This window comes from Streptomyces roseoviridis (genome assembly GCF_039535235.1).
In the GTDB taxonomy this organism is placed as follows: domain Bacteria; phylum Actinomycetota; class Actinomycetes; order Streptomycetales; family Streptomycetaceae; genus Streptomyces; species Streptomyces roseoviridis.
The window spans coordinates 3452576-3467576 of the sequence record NZ_BAAAWU010000001.1 but is presented as its reverse complement, the minus strand read 5'-3'; the positions used below and the strand labels follow the sequence as shown (position 1 = coordinate 3467576).

The 15001-nt window shown below is 73.7% G+C and carries 17 protein-coding genes; 10 read left to right on the top strand and 7 right to left on the bottom strand.

The window, feature by feature from the left end; all coding sequences use genetic code 11:
• Positions 1 to 26 precede the first annotated feature (26 nt).
• Entirely contained in the window at positions 27 to 515 is a 489-nt protein-coding gene (locus tag ABD954_RS15675; RefSeq protein ID WP_345486653.1) for a MarR family winged helix-turn-helix transcriptional regulator, read from the bottom strand.
• Between the two features lie 81 nt (positions 516 to 596).
• On the opposite strand from ABD954_RS15675, the gene ABD954_RS15670 reads away from it, so the two are divergent.
• Entirely contained in the window at positions 597 to 1109 is a 513-nt protein-coding gene (locus tag ABD954_RS15670) for an HAD domain-containing protein (RefSeq protein WP_345486652.1), read from the top strand.
• Between the two features lie 140 nt (positions 1110 to 1249).
• Positions 1250 to 1618 (top strand): hypothetical protein, encoded by a 369-nt coding sequence (locus ABD954_RS15665; RefSeq protein ID WP_345486651.1) that lies wholly within the window; start codon positions 1250 to 1252, stop codon positions 1616 to 1618.
• Between the two features lie 4 nt (positions 1619 to 1622).
• On the opposite strand, the gene ABD954_RS15660 is transcribed toward ABD954_RS15665, so the two are convergent.
• A complete protein-coding gene (locus tag ABD954_RS15660) occupies positions 1623 to 2063 on the bottom strand; it encodes a VOC family protein (protein ID WP_345486649.1) in 441 nt (146 codons plus the stop codon).
• A gap of 10 nt (positions 2064 to 2073) precedes the next feature.
• Positions 2074 to 2496, bottom strand: coding sequence for a helix-turn-helix transcriptional regulator (locus ABD954_RS15655; RefSeq protein ID WP_345492213.1), 423 nt, complete (start codon positions 2494 to 2496; stop codon positions 2074 to 2076).
• Between the two features lie 234 nt (positions 2497 to 2730).
• Between ABD954_RS15655 and ABD954_RS15650 the strand changes: the two genes are divergently transcribed.
• Positions 2731 to 5091, top strand: coding sequence for an ATP-binding cassette domain-containing protein (locus ABD954_RS15650; protein ID WP_345486648.1), 2361 nt, complete (start codon positions 2731 to 2733; stop codon positions 5089 to 5091).
• Here ABD954_RS15650 and ABD954_RS15645 read toward each other — a convergent pair.
• The gene (locus ABD954_RS15645; protein WP_345486647.1) at positions 5076 to 6077 is read right to left on the bottom strand and encodes a helix-turn-helix domain-containing protein; all 1002 of its coding nucleotides are present in this window, start codon (positions 6075 to 6077) and stop codon (positions 5076 to 5078) included. The two genes, ABD954_RS15650 and ABD954_RS15645, sit on opposite strands and share 16 nt — an antisense overlap.
• Positions 6078 to 6148: 71 nt before the next feature.
• On the opposite strand from ABD954_RS15645, the gene ABD954_RS15640 reads away from it, so the two are divergent.
• From ABD954_RS15640 to ABD954_RS15620, 5 genes are all read left to right on the top strand, one after another.
• Complete coding sequence (locus ABD954_RS15640; protein ID WP_345486646.1) at positions 6149 to 7222, top strand: saccharopine dehydrogenase family protein; 1074 nt, start codon at positions 6149 to 6151, stop codon at positions 7220 to 7222.
• On the top strand, positions 7212 to 7760 hold the full coding sequence (locus ABD954_RS15635; RefSeq protein WP_345486645.1) for a GNAT family N-acetyltransferase: 549 nt from the start codon (positions 7212 to 7214) through the stop codon (positions 7758 to 7760). The genes ABD954_RS15640 and ABD954_RS15635 overlap by 11 nt, the downstream gene beginning before the upstream one ends.
• Positions 7761 to 7817: 57 nt before the next feature.
• Complete coding sequence (locus ABD954_RS15630) at positions 7818 to 8213, top strand: helix-turn-helix domain-containing protein (RefSeq protein ID WP_345486644.1); 396 nt, start codon at positions 7818 to 7820, stop codon at positions 8211 to 8213.
• Positions 8214 to 8226: 13 nt separating this feature from the next.
• Positions 8227 to 8781: a hypothetical protein gene (locus ABD954_RS15625; protein WP_345486643.1), complete on the top strand. Its 555-nt coding sequence runs from the start codon at positions 8227 to 8229 to the stop codon at positions 8779 to 8781.
• 92 nt (positions 8782 to 8873) lie between these two features.
• On the top strand, positions 8874 to 9215 hold the full coding sequence (locus tag ABD954_RS15620) for a DUF2516 family protein (RefSeq protein WP_345486642.1): 342 nt from the start codon (positions 8874 to 8876) through the stop codon (positions 9213 to 9215).
• A 73-nt stretch (positions 9216 to 9288) separates the two neighbouring features.
• Here ABD954_RS15620 and ABD954_RS15615 read toward each other — a convergent pair whose 3' ends face one another.
• From ABD954_RS15615 to ABD954_RS15605, 3 genes are all read right to left on the bottom strand, one after another.
• The gene (locus tag ABD954_RS15615) at positions 9289 to 10551 is read right to left on the bottom strand and encodes a PP2C family protein-serine/threonine phosphatase (protein ID WP_345486641.1); all 1263 of its coding nucleotides are present in this window, start codon (positions 10549 to 10551) and stop codon (positions 9289 to 9291) included.
• Between the two features lie 233 nt (positions 10552 to 10784).
• A complete protein-coding gene (locus tag ABD954_RS15610; RefSeq protein WP_345486640.1) occupies positions 10785 to 11843 on the bottom strand; it encodes a C40 family peptidase in 1059 nt (352 codons plus the stop codon).
• Positions 11844 to 12094: 251 nt separating this feature from the next.
• On the bottom strand, positions 12095 to 12892 hold the full coding sequence (locus ABD954_RS15605) for a class I SAM-dependent methyltransferase (protein ID WP_345486639.1): 798 nt from the start codon (positions 12890 to 12892) through the stop codon (positions 12095 to 12097).
• A gap of 204 nt (positions 12893 to 13096) precedes the next feature.
• Here ABD954_RS15605 and mshA point away from each other — a divergent pair, with 204 nt between their 5' ends.
• The gene (gene mshA, locus ABD954_RS15600) at positions 13097 to 14470 is read left to right on the top strand and encodes a D-inositol-3-phosphate glycosyltransferase (protein ID WP_345486638.1); all 1374 of its coding nucleotides are present in this window, start codon (positions 13097 to 13099) and stop codon (positions 14468 to 14470) included.
• Complete coding sequence (locus ABD954_RS15595; RefSeq protein WP_345486637.1) at positions 14463 to 14957, top strand: type III secretion system chaperone family protein; 495 nt, start codon at positions 14463 to 14465, stop codon at positions 14955 to 14957. Before mshA ends, ABD954_RS15595 begins: the two co-directional genes overlap by 8 nt.
• Positions 14958 to 15001 lie beyond the last annotated feature (44 nt).

The following is a 15001-nucleotide window of genomic DNA, read 5'->3' as shown; positions in this document are numbered from 1 at the left end:
TTTGTTGCAGACCATCTTTCTCGGTCTCACTTGGCGGCCTGGCGGGCCCTCCGCGCGGTGTGCGGCCCCTCGACGGGCGTCTCCAGGTGCCCCGTGACCAGCCGGTTCAGCGCCCGCACCAGCACCTCGCGCTCCTCGTCCGGGAGCGAGCCCAGCGCCCCCCGGTGCACCTCGTCGACGATCCTCTGGCTGCGGGCGGCGACCTGCGCGCCCTCCTCGGTCACCGCGATGATCCGCGCCCGCCGGTCCGTGCTCGACGGCCGCCGCTCGGCGAGCCCGGCCTTCTCCAGCGCGTCCACGGTCACCACCATCGTGGTCTTGTCCATGTCGCCGATCTCGGCGAGCTGCGCCTGCGTCCGCTCCTCCTCCAGGGCGTGGACGAGCACGCAGTGCATGCGGGCGGTCAGCCCGATCTCGGCGAGCCGGGCGGCCATCTGCGTGCGCAGTACGTGACTGCTGTGGTCGAGCAGATAGGAGAGGTCGGGTTCGGTGCGGGCGGGAGCCATGGCGGTCATGCGGTCAGGGTAGCGAAACCGGTCCGTTGCGGACGATCGGCGAGCGAACGAACGGTCACCGTCACGAGGCACCCTTTACCCATGCGGCCCCTGCTCTTCCTCGACGTCGACGGCCCCCTGATCCCCTTCGGCGGAACCTCGCCCCACCCCGCGTACGCCCCCGAACCGCCCCCGGACGCCCACCCGCTCCTGCATCGCGTGGACCCCGCGCACGGCCCGCGCCTCGCGGCCCTCGGCTGCGCGCTGGTGTGGGCCACCACCTGGGGCCAGGAGGCGAACGAGGTGCTGGCGCCCCGGCTCGGCCTCCCGCCGCTCCCGGTCGTCGACTGGCCGGACGAGGACGACGACCCGGTGGCGGCGGGCCTGCACTGGAAGACCCGGGCGCTCGCCGCCCGGGCCGAGGGGCGGCCCTACGTCTGGCTCGACGACGAGATCACGGACGCCGACCGTGCCTGGGCCCGCGCCCACCACCCCGCCCCCGCCCTCCTCCACCGCGTCGACCCGGCCACGGGCCTCACGGCGGCGGACTACGCGACGGTCTCCTCCTGGGTGGGTGCCTGCCGGGTGGCTGAGTACGGGACCCGGGCGGGATGAGCGGCCGTGCTCATCCCGGTGGCGCGGTGCGCGGCCAGGATGAGCGGAGAGCGCCACAGACCGCCGACGGCGCGGACCGCCGGCCCGGCTGCCGCACCCCCTCCCGCACCCGGACACCGCCCCCACGGATGGAGCCCACCATGAACCCCGACACGCACGCCGCTCTGTACGGACCGGGCCGGCCGGCTCCGGCGCGCGCCGGGCGCACGGGCGAGACGGTGCTCGCGGTGCTGGCGGGGCTCGTGTGGGCGGTGGTACTGACCCTGCTCGCCTGGCCGGCGTTCGCCCTCCTCCTCACCGTGACCTGGCTGGCGGCCGAGGGGGAGCCGGTCGGCGGTCTGCTCCTGGCGGGCCTCGGCGTCCCGCTCGCCGCCGCCGCGTTCCTGGCCCTCCTCGCCCGTACGCCCGTCGTCCGGGGCCTGTCGGCGCCCGGCCGCTTCCTCACCCTCGGCGCCGTGGCCCTGCCGATCGCGGTCGGGATCCTCTGGCTCGCCCACACGGCGGGCTGAACGGTCAGCCCTTGCGCGGCTGGTTGAACCGCAGCATGTTCCCCGCCGGGTCGCGGAACGCGCAGTCGCGCACGCCGTACGGCTGGTCCATCGGCTCCTGGAGCACCTCACCGCCCGCGGCGCGGACCCGCTCGAAGGTGGCGTCGACGTCGTCGGTGCGGAAGATGACGCCGCGCAGCATGCCCTTGGCGAGGAGTTCGGCGGCGGCCTGCCGGTCGGCGGCGGGGGCGTTGGGGTCGGCGAGCGGCGGCTCCAGGACGATCTCGACGTCCGGCTGCGTGGGCGAGCCGACGGTGACCCAGCGCATCCCCTCGAAGGAGACGTCGTTGCGGACCTCCAGCCCCAGGGCGTCGCGGTAGAAGGCGAGCGCCTTGTCGTGGTCGTCGACGGCGATGAAGCACTGGGCGAGATCGATCGTGGTGGCCTGGGTGGCGTTGGTGTTCATGACGACGACGCTACGAGCCGGCCGCGCTTTCCGCTTCTCCGTTCCTGACCGGTTCGGCGGCGGCCTCCCGCGCGCTGCCCGCCGACGCCCGCGTCGGGCGGGTCAGATACATCGCCACGCACCCCGGGATCGCCGCCCCCGCCCCGTGGTCACGCGCCCGATAGGCGCTCGGGCTCTCCCCGACCAGCTCCGTGAACCGCGTGCTGAACGACCCCAGCGACGTACAGCCCACCGCGAAGCAGACCTCGGTCACGCTCAGGTCGCCGCGCCGCAGCAGCACCTTCGCCCGCTCGATGCGCCGGGTCATCAGGTAGCCGTACGGCGTCTCCCCGTACGCGGCCCGGAAGCTGCGCGAGAAGTGCCCGGGGGACATCAGCGCGGCCCGGGCCAGGGCCGGGACGTCCAGCGGCTCCGCGTAGTCGCGGTCCATCATGTCGCGGGCCCGGCGCAGCCGGGCCAGGTCGTCGAGCGTCGGCGTCACGCACCCACCCTGCCACGGGCGCGGGGGGAGCGGGCCGTGCACGAGCCGCGAGCGGGCCGCGGACGGGGCCGTGAGCGGGCCGCGGGCGGGGCCGTGAGCGGTCGCCGACGGGTTCGTCAGGAATCGAGAAGCACCGCCGCCCGCCCCCGCCTAGCCTGGCCCCAGAGGCCACGAGCAGGGAGAACCATGAGCAGGACGCACGCCGCCGACAGCCACGACATGATCCGCGTGCACGGCGCCCGCGAGAACAACCTCAAGGACGTCAGCATCGAGATCCCCAAGCGCCGGCTGACCGTCTTCACGGGCGTCTCCGGTTCGGGCAAGAGCTCCCTGGTCTTCGACACGATCGCCGCCGAGTCGCAGCGGCTGATCAACGAGACGTACAGCGCCTTCGTCCAGGGCTTCATGCCCACCCTCGCCCGCCCCGACGTCGACGTCCTCGACGGGCTGACGACCGCGATCACCGTCGACCAGCAGCGGATGGGCGGCGACCCGCGCTCCACGGTCGGCACCGCCACCGACGCCAACGCGATGCTGCGGATCCTCTTCAGCCGGCTCGGCACGCCGCACATCGGCGGCCCCAAGGCGTTCTCCTTCAACGTCGCCTCCCTCAGCGGCGCCGGCGCGGTCACCGTCGAGAAGGGCGGCCGGACCGTGAAGGAACGGCGCAGCTTCACCATCACCGGCGGCATGTGCCCGCGCTGCGAGGGCCGCGGCTCGGTCTCCGACATCGATCTGACCGCGCTGTACGACGACTCCAAGTCGCTCGCCGAGGGCGCGCTCACCATCCCCGGCTACACCATGGACGGCTGGTACGGCCGGATCTTCGCGGGCAGCGGCTTCTTCGACATGGACAAGCCGATCCGCCGCTACACCAAGCGCGAGCTGAACGACCTGCTCCACCGGGAGCCGACGAAGATCAAGGTCGAGGGCATCAACCTCACCTACGAGGGCCTGATCCCCAAGCTCCAGAAGTCGATGCTGTCGAAGGACATCGACTCCCTCCAGCCGCACGTCCGCGCCTTCGTGGAGCGCGCGGTCACCTTCGCCACCTGCCCCGACTGCGACGGCACCCGGCTCAACGAGGGCGCCCGCTCCTCGAAGATCGGCGAGGTGAGCATCGCGGACGCCTGCGCGATGCAGATCAGCGACCTGGCCGAGTGGGTGCGGGGCATCGGGGACCCGTCCGTCGCGCCGCTGCTCGCGACGCTCCAGCAGACCCTCGACTCCTTCGTCGAGATCGGCCTCGGCTACCTCGCGCTCGACCGGCCGTCGGGCACGCTGTCCGGCGGCGAGGCGCAGCGCGTGAAGATGATCCGCCACCTCGGCTCCTCGCTCACCGACGTGACCTACGTCTTCGACGAGCCGACCACCGGCCTGCACCCGCATGACATCCAGCGGATGAACGACCTGCTGCTGCGGCTGCGCGACAAGGGCAACACGGTGCTCGTGGTGGAGCACAAGCCGGAGACCATCGCGATCGCCGACCACGTCGTCGACCTCGGCCCGGGCGCCGGTACGGCGGGCGGCAGCGTCTGCTTCGAGGGCACCGTCGCCGGGCTGCGCAGGAGCGGCACCGTCACCGGCCGGCACTTCGGCGACCGCGCCTCGCTGAAGAAGTCCGTGCGGGAGCCGAGCGGGGTCCTGGAGGTGCGCGGGGCGACGGCGAACAACCTGCGCGACGTCGACGTGGACATCCCGCTCGGCGTGCTCACCGTCGTCACCGGAGTGGCCGGCTCCGGCAAGAGCTCGCTGGTGCACGGCTCGATCCCGGCGGGCGCGGGCGTCGTCTCGGTCGACCAGGGCGCCATCCGCGGTTCGCGGCGCAGCAACCCGGCCACGTACACGGGGCTCCTGGAGCCGATCCGCAAGGCGTTCGCCAAGGCCAACGGGGTCAAGCCGGCCCTCTTCAGCGCCAATTCGGAGGGCGCCTGCCCCACCTGCAACGGCGCCGGGGTCGTCTACACCGACCTGGCGATGATGGCCGGGGTGGCCACCGTCTGCGAGGAGTGCGAGGGCAAGCGGTTCCAGGCGTCGGTGCTCGAATACCGCTTCGGCGGCCGGAACATCGCCGAGGTGCTGGCCATGCCGGTGAGTGAGGCGGAGCGTTTCTTCGGCGAGGGCGAGGCCCGCACCCCGGCCGCCCACCGCATCCTGGAGCGGCTCGCCGACGTCGGCCTCGGCTACCTCACGCTCGGCCAGCCGCTCACCACCCTCTCCGGCGGTGAGCGGCAGCGGCTGAAGCTGGCCACGCACATGGGCGAGAAGGGCGGCATCTACGTGCTCGACGAGCCGACCGCCGGTCTGCACCTGGCCGACGTGGAGCAGTTGCTCGGGCTGCTCGACCGGCTGGTGGACTCCGGCAAGTCGGTCATCGTGGTGGAGCACCACCAGGCGGTCATGGCGCACGCCGACTGGATCGTCGACCTGGGGCCCGGCGCCGGCCACGACGGCGGCCGGATCGTCTTCGAGGGCACCCCGGCCGATCTGGTCGCCGCCCGCTCCACCCTGACCGGCGAGCACCTCGCGGACTACGTCGGCGCCTGAGCCCGGTCCCGGTCCGCCCCCGCACCGGTCCCCGTCCCCGTGCCCGCCCGTACGCGGAAGGTGCGGCGGTACGTGTCCGGGGGCACCCCGACCGCACGGGCGAAGTGGCGGCGCAGTGTCGTGGCGGTCCCCATCCCGGTGGCCGCCGCGATGCGGTCGACGCCGTCGTCGGTGGTCTCCAGGAGCTCCTGGGCGCGGCGGATCCGCTGGGCGAGCAGCCAGCGCAGCGGGGTGGTGCCGGTGACGGCGCGGAAGTGGCGGGCGAGGTGACGGGAGCTCATCCCGGCCCGGCGGGCCAGGTCCTCCACGCTCAGCGGGCGGTCGAGCCGTTCCCACACCCACGGGAACAGCGCGTCGAGCGGGTGGTTGCCGGGCGCGGGGACCGGGGTGGTGACGAACTGGGCCTGGCCGCCGTCCCGGTGCGGCGGCACGACCAGCCGGCGGGCCACCGTGTTGGCGGCGGCCGAGCCGTGGTCGAGGCGGACCAGGTGCAGGCACAGGTCGAGGGCGGCGGCCTTGCCCGCGGAGGTGAGCACACTGCCCTCGTCCACGTAGAGCACGTCCGGGTCCACCGTCACCCGGGGGTGGCGGGCGGCCAGGACGTCGGTGTGGGCCCAGTGCGTGGTGGCCCGCCGCCCGTCGAGCAGCCCGGCGGCGGCGAGCACGAACGCGCCGGTGCAGAGCGAGGCGACCCGGGCGCCCGCCTCGTGCGCGGCGCGCACGGCGTCGACCAGCTCGGCGGGTGGGGCGACGTCGACGTCGGCCCAGCCGGGGACGACGACCGTACGGGCCCGGGGGAGCCGGTCAAGACCGTGGTCGGGTTCGAGCAGGAACCGTCCGGCGCGGACCGGTCCCGGACCGCAGACGGTGAGCTCGTAGTCCCGGGCGAACACCTCGTGGGCGATGGCGAGTTCGAAGTGGAGCATGCCGTCGGTGACGGCCAGGGCGAGGGAGGGGGTGACGGAGCGGGCGGCCCGGGAGTCCATGTCGGAAACTGTACGGGGTGCGTCGTTTCCGACTCTCACGGTGGGCGGGGGCCGGTGGCGAGACTGTTCGCATGACGAGCGAGCGGACAGCGGGGAAGGCCACCGGCAAGACCGTGGTGGTGTACGGCGCGTACGGGCACACGGGCCGTTTCGTGGTGGCGGAGCTGCGGGAGCGGGGCTTCGTGCCGGTGCTCTCGGGCCGGGACGAGCGGAAGCTGGAGGAGACGGCCGACGGGGCGGAGGTGCGCCCGGCCGCGGTCGACGACCCGGCGGCGCTCGACCGGGCGCTGGCGGGCGCGGCGGCCGTCGTCAACTGCGCGGGCCCGTCCGCGACGACGGCCGGGCCGGTGATCGAGGCGGCCCTGCGGGCGGGGATCCCGTACGTGGACGTGGCGGCCGAGATCGAGGCGAACGCGGACACCTTCGCGCTCTTCGGGGAGCGGGCCCGGGCCGCCGGGGTGCCGGTGGTGCCGGCGATGGCGTTCTACGGCGGCCTCGGCGACCTGCTCGCCACCGCCGCGACGGGCGACTGGACCGAGGCCGACGAGGTGCACGTCGCGTACGGCCTGGACAGCTGGCACCCGACGGCCGGGACGCGCGCCGCGGGGGCGGTCTCGCGCGAGCGGCGCGGCGGCCGGCGGCCGGTCCACACGGGCGGCCGGCTGAGTTACCGGGACGACGCGCCGCCGACGCTCCAGTGGGTGTTCCCGGCGCCGATGGGGCCGCGGACGGTGATCGGTGAATTCACGATGGCGGACGTGGTGACCGTGCCGAGCCATCTCGCCGTCCCCGAGGTGCGCACGTACATGACGACGGAGGCGGCCGGCGACCTGGCGGCCGCCGACACCCCGCCGCCGGCCCCGGCCGACGCGAGCGGGCGTTCCGACCAGACCTTCCTCGTCGACGTGCGGGTCCGCTCCGGGGCCGAGGAGCGGCGCGCGGTGGCGAGGGGCCGGGACATCTACGCGGTGACGGCCCCGCTGGCGGTGGAGGCCCTCGCCCGCCTCCTCTCCGGCCGCACGCGCACTCCGGGCGGCGGCGTCCACTCGGCCGGCGCCCTCTTCGACGCCGCGGACTTCCTGCGCGCGCTGGCCCCGCACGTGCAGGTGACCGTCACCGGGGCAGGATGGACGGATGCGGCTTGACGTACCCGAACTCGCGGCGCCCGGCGACCTCACCCTTCGCCCCTGGCGCCTGACGGACCTGCCCCTCGTCGCCGAGGCGGCGCGGGATCCGTACATCCCCCTGATCACGACGGTGCCCTCGCCCTACTCCGAGGCAGAGGGCGTCGCCTTCGTGGAGCGCCAGTGGTCCCGGGCGGCCACCGGCGCGGGCTACCCCTTCGTCATCGTCTCCGGTGCCGGCCGCCCGCTCGGCACCGTCGGCCTCTGGGTCCGTGACCTCCCGCAGGGCCGCGCCTCCCTCGGCTACTGGCTGGCCGCCTCGGCCCGCGGCCACGGCGCCGCCTCCCGCGCCCTCACCGCCGTCACCGCCTGGGCCCTGGACGAGCTGCGCGTACCCCGCCTCGAACTCCACGTCGAACCCTGGAACACCGCCTCCCTCCGCACCGCCGAGAGCGCCGGCTTCCGCCGCGAGGGTCTGCTGCGCGGCTGGCAGGAGGTGGGCGGCGAGCGGCGGGACATGTACGTGTACGGGCTGCTCGCCGGCGACACGGACACGTAACAGAACTATTGCAAGCGCCTGCTTGCAATAGTTAGCACCGGCTGGCATGGTCGAGGCATGGCTTCACTCAACGTCGGCAATCTCGGCGACTACCTCCGCGAGCAGCGGCGCACCGCGCAGTTGTCCCTGCGGCAGCTCGCCGAGGCCGCGGGGGTGTCGAATCCGTATCTGAGTCAGATCGAGCGGGGGCTGCGCAAGCCCAGCGCCGAGGTGTTGCAGCAGGTCGCCAAGGCCCTGCGGATCTCCGCCGAGACGCTGTACGTGCGCGCCGGAATCCTCGACGAGAAGGAGCGGGAGGAGCTGGAGACGCGCGCCGTCATCCTGGCCGATCCCTCGATCAACGAGCGGCAGAAGCAGGTGCTGCTCCAGATCTACGACTCCTTCCGCAAGGAGAACGCCGCCGAGAACGCCGCCGGCACCGCCGCCGAGCAGGCGCATCCCACCGCCACTTAGGAGGACCACGACCATGGCCATCATCGACGAACTGCGTACCCCCCTCTACTTCGCGGCCGGCACCGCCGACCTCGCCGTGCAGCAGGCCAAGAAGGTGCCCGGCCTGATCGAGCAGATCGCCGCCGAGGCGCCCGCGCGCATCGAGGCCGTCAAGAAGACGGACCCGAAGGCGGTGCAGGAGAAGGCGCAGGCGAAGTTCGCCGAGCTGGTGGGCGGCCTCGACACCGATCTGAAGAAGCTGGGCGAGCAGGCCCAGGACCTGGCCCTGCGCGGGGTCGGCGTCGCCGCCGAGTACGCGGTCAAGGCGCGCGAGAAGTACGAGGAGCTCGCCGCGCACGGCGAGGAGGCCGTCCGGGCCTGGCGCGGCGAGGCCGCCGAGGAGATCACCGAGATCGCCATCGCCGTCGAGCCGGACCCGGAGCCGAAGGCCACGACCGAGAGCACGACCGGGACGACGGCACAGGCCGAGGGCGGGACCGAGGCGGACGAGGCCCCCAAGGCGCGCAGGACCACCACCCGCAAGACTCCGGCCAAGAAGACGGCCGTCGCCGACGGCGTCGAGAAGTAGGCGGGTCCGGGCACCAATCCCGGTGTCCGGAGCGTTGTAACGGGTACCTTGGCCGCGAGGCGCAACACCCACTCACCTAGGCGGTGCTCAGCATGTTGGCGAACGGCTTCGACTCGATCCTGTCCCTGGTGACCTTCCTGGTCTTCACCGGCTTCGCCATCGCCGCGTTCGCCTTCGCCGCCACGGCGCGCGAGGACGCCTACCGCGCCGCCGACAAGCAGACGAAGAAGTTCTGGCTGATCCTGCTCGGCGTCAACCTCCTGCTCAACCTGCTGCTGCCGATGCTGTTCCTGCAGATCGCCGGACTCATCGCGGCCATCGTCTTCATGGTCGACGTGCGGCCCGCGCTGCGGGAGGTCACGGGCGGCAGCGGCCGGCGCGGCGGCGGTTCCAGCAGCGACGGCCCGTACGGCCCGTACAACGGCGGCCGGTGACGGCGCAGGACCGAGCGGGCGACGAGCACGCGCGGGCGCCGCGCGCGGCGAGCGAGCAAGCGGGGCCCGGGGGCTAACCCCGGGCCCTGTCCCGTTCCAGGGCGAGGACGGCCACGTCGTCCGTCAGCTCCCCGCCGTTCAGCGACCGCACCTCCGTCACGGCCGCGTCCAGCAGCTCCTCGCCCCGCAGCCCCTGCGCCAGCTGCCGGTTGATCATCTCGACCATCCCGTCCTGGCCGAGCCGTGGCGAGCCCGGCCCCGCCGAGCGGCCCTCGATCAGGCCGTCGGTGTACATCAGCAGGCTCCAGGCCGGGCCCAGCTCGACCTGCCGGCGCGGCCAGCGGGCGCGCGGCAGCAGCCCGAGGGCAGGTCCGCCGTCCTCGTACGGCAGGAGCTGCGCGGCCCGGCCGTGCCGGGCGATCAGCGGGGAGGGGTGGCCGGCCAGGCACAGCCCGGCCCGGCGGCCGTCGGGCGCGATGTCGACCGTGCAGACGGTCGCGAAGATCTCGTCGCTCTCGCGTTCGTGCTCCAGGACCCGCTGGAGGGTGGAGAGCAGCTCGTCCCCGCACAGCCCCGCGAAGGTGAGCGCGCGCCACGCGATCCGCAGCTCCACGCCGAGCGCTGCCTCGTCGGGGCCGTGCCCGCAGACGTCGCCGATCATGGCGTGGACCGTGCCGTCGGGCGTGCGGACGGTGTCGTAGAAGTCGCCGCCGAGCAGGGCGCGGGACCTGCCGGGCCGGTAGCGGGCGGCGAACCGCAGGTCCGAGCCGTCCAGGAGCGGCGTCGGGAGCAGGCCGCGCTCCAGGCGGGCGTTCTCCTGGGCGCGCAGCCGGGACTCGGTGAGCTTGACCTGCACGGCGTCGGCGCGCTTGCGCTCGACCGCGTACCGGATGGCCCGGCTCAGCAGCCGCCCGTCGAGCTCCTCGCGGAAGAGATGGTCCTGGGCTCCGACCCGTACCGCCTCGGCCGCGAGTTCGGCGTCGGCGGACGCGGCGAGGGCGAGGACGGCGTGCCGGGGCGCGAGCCGCAGGATGTGCCGGAGCGGGGCGAGCGGGTCGTCCTCGGCGGTGCGGGGTGCGGGCAGCGCGAGGTCGACGAGCACGCAGTGCACGTCGTCGGTGAGGAGCCGCTCCGCCTCGGTGAGGTTGCGGGCGGTACGGATCCGGACCCGCGTACCGGCCGCGTCGAGCAGCTCGGGTACGGCGAGCGCGCCGGCCGGGTCGTCCTCGACCACGAGCAGAGTGAGATCGGTCGCGGCGCCGGTCGTGCCGGGTGTGCCGGTCGTGCCGGACGGCGCGGCAGAATCGATTCTCTGTCGCGGTACGGGTACGGACATCGGTGTGGTCTTCCTTCCCTCCCCCCGAGGGCCGGGGACCGACCATAGCGGTACCGCCCACCGCTTTGGAATGGCGATCACCCTGTGAACCGCCATGGCGGTATGGCATATGCCACGGATGGGGAGGTAGCCGCCGCCCGGACGGCCTCAGAACGGCCTCGGGGCGGCAATTGCCGGGCGCCGGGAGGGCTCCGAGAGGATGAGGAACGTCACTCCGGGCGGCCGGTCCCCGCTCAGTCCGGCCGGACGACGCCCAGGATCTCCATGGAGCCCGCGCCCGCGAGCGTGACGTTCCGTCCGGGGCGCGGCGCGTGCACCATCATCCCGTCGCCCACGTACATCCCGATGTGGCTCGCGTCCTTGTAGTAGACGATCAGGTCGCCGGGCCGCATGTCCCTGACGTCCACGCGCGGCAGCAGCCGCCACTGCTCCTGCGAGGTGCGCGGGATGTCACGGCCGGCGTTGCCCCACGCGGTCTGGGTGAGCCCCGAGCAGTCGTACGAGCCCGGGCCCTCGGCCCCCCACACGTACGGCTTGCCGATCTGCGCCGTCGCGAACTCCACGGCCCGCCTGCCCGCCGCGGTCGCGTTCGCGCTCCCGCCCTTGAGGACGCCGGTGCCGAGCCAGGCGTTCTGCGCGCGGGAGCGTTCCTGCTCCTCCATGCGCAGCAGCCGTGCCCGCTCCTCGGCGGCGAGCTGGGACTCCAGCTTCTTCGCCGCCTCGATCTTGTCGTTGATCTCCTTCTTGGCCCGGGCCTGCTTGACCCGGTTGGCCTCCAGCTTCGTCCAGTTGAGGCTGGCCTCGTTCGCGTACGCGGTCAACTCGGCCTGCGTGCGGTTCATCTCGCCGAGCAGGTCCTTGGTGGCCTTGTGGCCCTCCTTGAGGCGGCCCGCGTTGTCGAGGAAGAGCTGGGGGTCGTCGGTGAGGACGAACTGGGCGCCGTCGGGCAGTCCGCCGTTGCGGTACTGGGCGCGGGCGGCGGCGCCCGCGCGCGACTTGAGGTCCTCGATCCGCTCCCGGCCGGCCACGATCATCCGGGCCAGCTTCACGATCTCCTCGGACTGCTCCTCGGCCTTCTCCTCGGCGAGGTTGTACGCGTCGGTGGCGGCCGCGGCCTGGCGGTAGAGGCCGTCGATCTCCTTGCGGACCTCTTCGAGGGTCTTCTTCGGCTGCTGGGGCGGCGGGGGGAGGGGGGCCGCGGCGGCCGGGAGCGTGAGGGCCGGGGAGACGAGCACCGTCAGGGCGCACACCACGGTGATCGCGGCGGCGATGGCACGGCGGCGTCGGTTCACAGGCTCCCCCTCAAGTGACCCATATCTGATTTACCGTCAGTAACTTGGTCGTGACCTTGGTGATAGTGCCATGTGCGGCGGGAAAACGACAGGGGAAAGCGGGTCCTGTCGGGTCACATCCCCCCACGGGGACGAGCGTTGCGCCCCTCGCGTTCCCCATCCGGAGGAAATTCGGGGGAAGTTCGGCGATTCCGCTTCCGGGCGGCTCGCGGGCGGGTCCGGTGCGACTCGCGGGCGAGGACCCGCACGGGTCAGGCGCGGGGGGCCAGTGCCTCCCACCGGACCGTCAGCTCGCCCTGCCGCCAGCGCCGCGGTCCGTCCGTCAGCGGCCAGTCCGCCGCGAGGTCGCGCGCGGTGCGGATCCAGCGCTGCCGGGCGCCCAGCGAGGCGAACGGGGCCGCGGCCGCCCACGCCCGGTCGAAGTCCCGCAGGAAGGCGTGCACGGGCTCGCCCGGCACGTTCCGGTGGATCAGGGCCTTCGGCAGCCGCTCGGCGAGGTCGGAGGGCCGGTCGAGCGAGCCGAGCCGGGTCGCGAAGGTCACCGTCCGCGGCCCGGTCCGGTCCAGCGCCACCCACACGTGCCGCCGCCCGATCTCGTCACACGTCCCCTCGACCAGGAGACCGCCGGGCGCCAGCCGCCCGCACAGCCGCTCCCAGACGGCGGCGACCTGATCCTCGTCGTACTGGCGCAGCACGTTCGCCGCCCGGATCAGGGAGACCTCGCCGGGCACCGGAACCTCGAAGCCGCCGTGCCGGAAGGCCAGCCCCTCGCGCTCGTACGGCCGCGCGGCGGCGACCCGGGCCGGCTCGATCTCGATGCCGTAGAGGAGGGTGCGGGGGTCGGCGGTGCGGAGCCGGGCCAGGAGCTCCACCGCGGTCCAGGGCGCGGCGCCGTAGCCGAGGTCGACGGCCACCGGCGGCCCCGCGGACCGGCGCAGGGCCGGGCCGTGCACGGCGGCGATCCAGCGGTCCTGGCGGCGCAGTCGGTTCGGGTTGGTCGTCCCACGGGTGACGGTGCCCACGGGACGGGGGGTGGTGCGGGGGGCCATGGAACGAGCGTAAGGGGCGCCGGCGGGGGCCCCGGGCCCGCCGAGGGGCGGGCGACCCGCCGGATTCGTCGGTAATGACTTGGCAAAACGCCCCCGCCGACGGAAATGAAAGGGGCCATTCCGGTGTTGTGGCGCCTGGAGGAGGCCCGTACGCCCCCCTCTCCGCCATGCCCGACAGCGCCCGACAGCGGAAGGACCGCCGACGTGAGCCAGTACGTGTCCCGGTTCGCCGGCACCCTGGCGGCGACGCCACGGCTCCGGCTTCCCGGCCGGTCCCGCACTCCGCGCCGTGTCGCCATGCTCAGCGTCCACACCTCGCCCCTGCACCAGCCGGGAACCGGCGACGCCGGCGGCATGAACGTCTACATCGTGGAGCTGGCCAAGCGGCTCGCCGCGATCAACATCGAGGTGGAGATCTTCACCCGGGCCACCACCGGCGGCCTCTCCCCGGTCGTCGAGCTCGCGCCCGGCGTGCTCGTCCGGCACGTGGACGCAGGACCGTACGAGGGCCTCGCCAAGGAGGAGCTCCCCGCCCAGCTGTGCGCCTTCACGCACGGCGTGATGCGGGCCTGGGCGGGCCACCGGTCGGGGCACTACGACCTGGTCCACTCCCACTACTGGCTGTCCGGCCACGTCGGCTGGCTCGCCGCCGAGCGCTGGGGCGTCCCGCTCGTCCACACCATGCACACCATGGCCAAGGTCAAGAACGCCTCGCTCGCCGAGGGCGACACGCCCGAGCCCGCGGCCCGCGTGATCGGCGAGACGCAGATCGTCGCGGCGGCCGACCGGCTGATCGCCAACACCGCCGAGGAGGCCGACGAGCTCGCCCGCTTCTACGAGGCCGACCCCGCCAAGATCGCCGTCGTCCACCCGGGCGTGAACCTGGACCACTTCCGCCCCGCCGACGGCCGCGCCGCCGCCCGGGCCCGCCTCGGCCTGCCGCAGGACGCCTTCGTGCCCGCCTTCGCCGGCCGCATCCAGCCGCTGAAGGCCCCGGACATCCTGCTGCGGGCCGCGGCCCTGCTCCTGGAGCGCGACCCGTCGTTGCGCTCGCGCATGGTCGTGCCGGTGGTCGGCGGCCCGAGCGGCAGCGGCCTCGCCAAGCCCGAGGGTCTTCAGAAGCTCGCGGCCAGGCTCGGCATCTCCGACGTCGTCCGCTTCCACCCGCCGGTCGGACAGGACCGGCTCGCGGACTGGTTCCGGGCGGCCAGCGTCCTCGTCGTGCCCTCGTACAGCGAGTCCTTCGGCCTGGTCGCCATCGAGGCCCAGGCGGCCGGCACCCCGGTCGTCGCGGCCGCGGTCGGCGGGCTGCCCGTGGCCGTGCGCGACGACGTCACCGGCTTCCTGGTCCAGGGCCACGACCCGGCCGACTACGCCCGCGCGCTCGGCCGCTTCGTCGACGACCCCCGGCTCTCCGACCGGATGGGCGCGGCCGCCGCCCGGCACGCGGCGTCCTTCGGCTGGGACACGGCGGCGTCGGGGACGGCGGACGTGTACACCGCCGCGGTGCACGACCACCGGCTGCACGACCACCGGCTGCACGACCACCGCCGTCGCGTACGCTCGCACCATGGCTGAGGACGTGCGGCGGATCATCGAAGACACCTTCAAGGACGCCGAGCTGGAGTGGGAGTCCCCCGAGCCCGGCTCCTACGTGGTGAAGCTCCCGGGCACCCGCAAGCTCTTCACCACGCTGTCCCTGCGGGTGGGCCGCCACTCCCTCTCCCTCAACGCCTTCGTCGTCCGCCACCCGGACGAGAACGAGGCGGGCGTCCACCGCTGGCTGCTGGAGCGCAACCTCAAGCTCTACGGCGTGAGTTACGCGATCGACCAGCTCGGCGACATCTACCTGGCCGGCAAGCTGCCGCTGTCCGCCGTCACGCCGGAGGAGCTGGACCGGCTCCTCGGTTCCGTCCTGGAGGCGGCCGACGGCGACTTCAACACGCTCCTGGAGCTCGGTTTCGCGACGGCGATCCGCCGGGAGTACGCATGGCGGGTCTCGCGCGGCGAGTCGACGCGCAACCTGGACGCGTTCAAGAACCTGACGCGGAAAACCACCGACTGACGTCCGTCACCGACCTCTTCCCGCCTCTTCCCTGACGGGGCGGA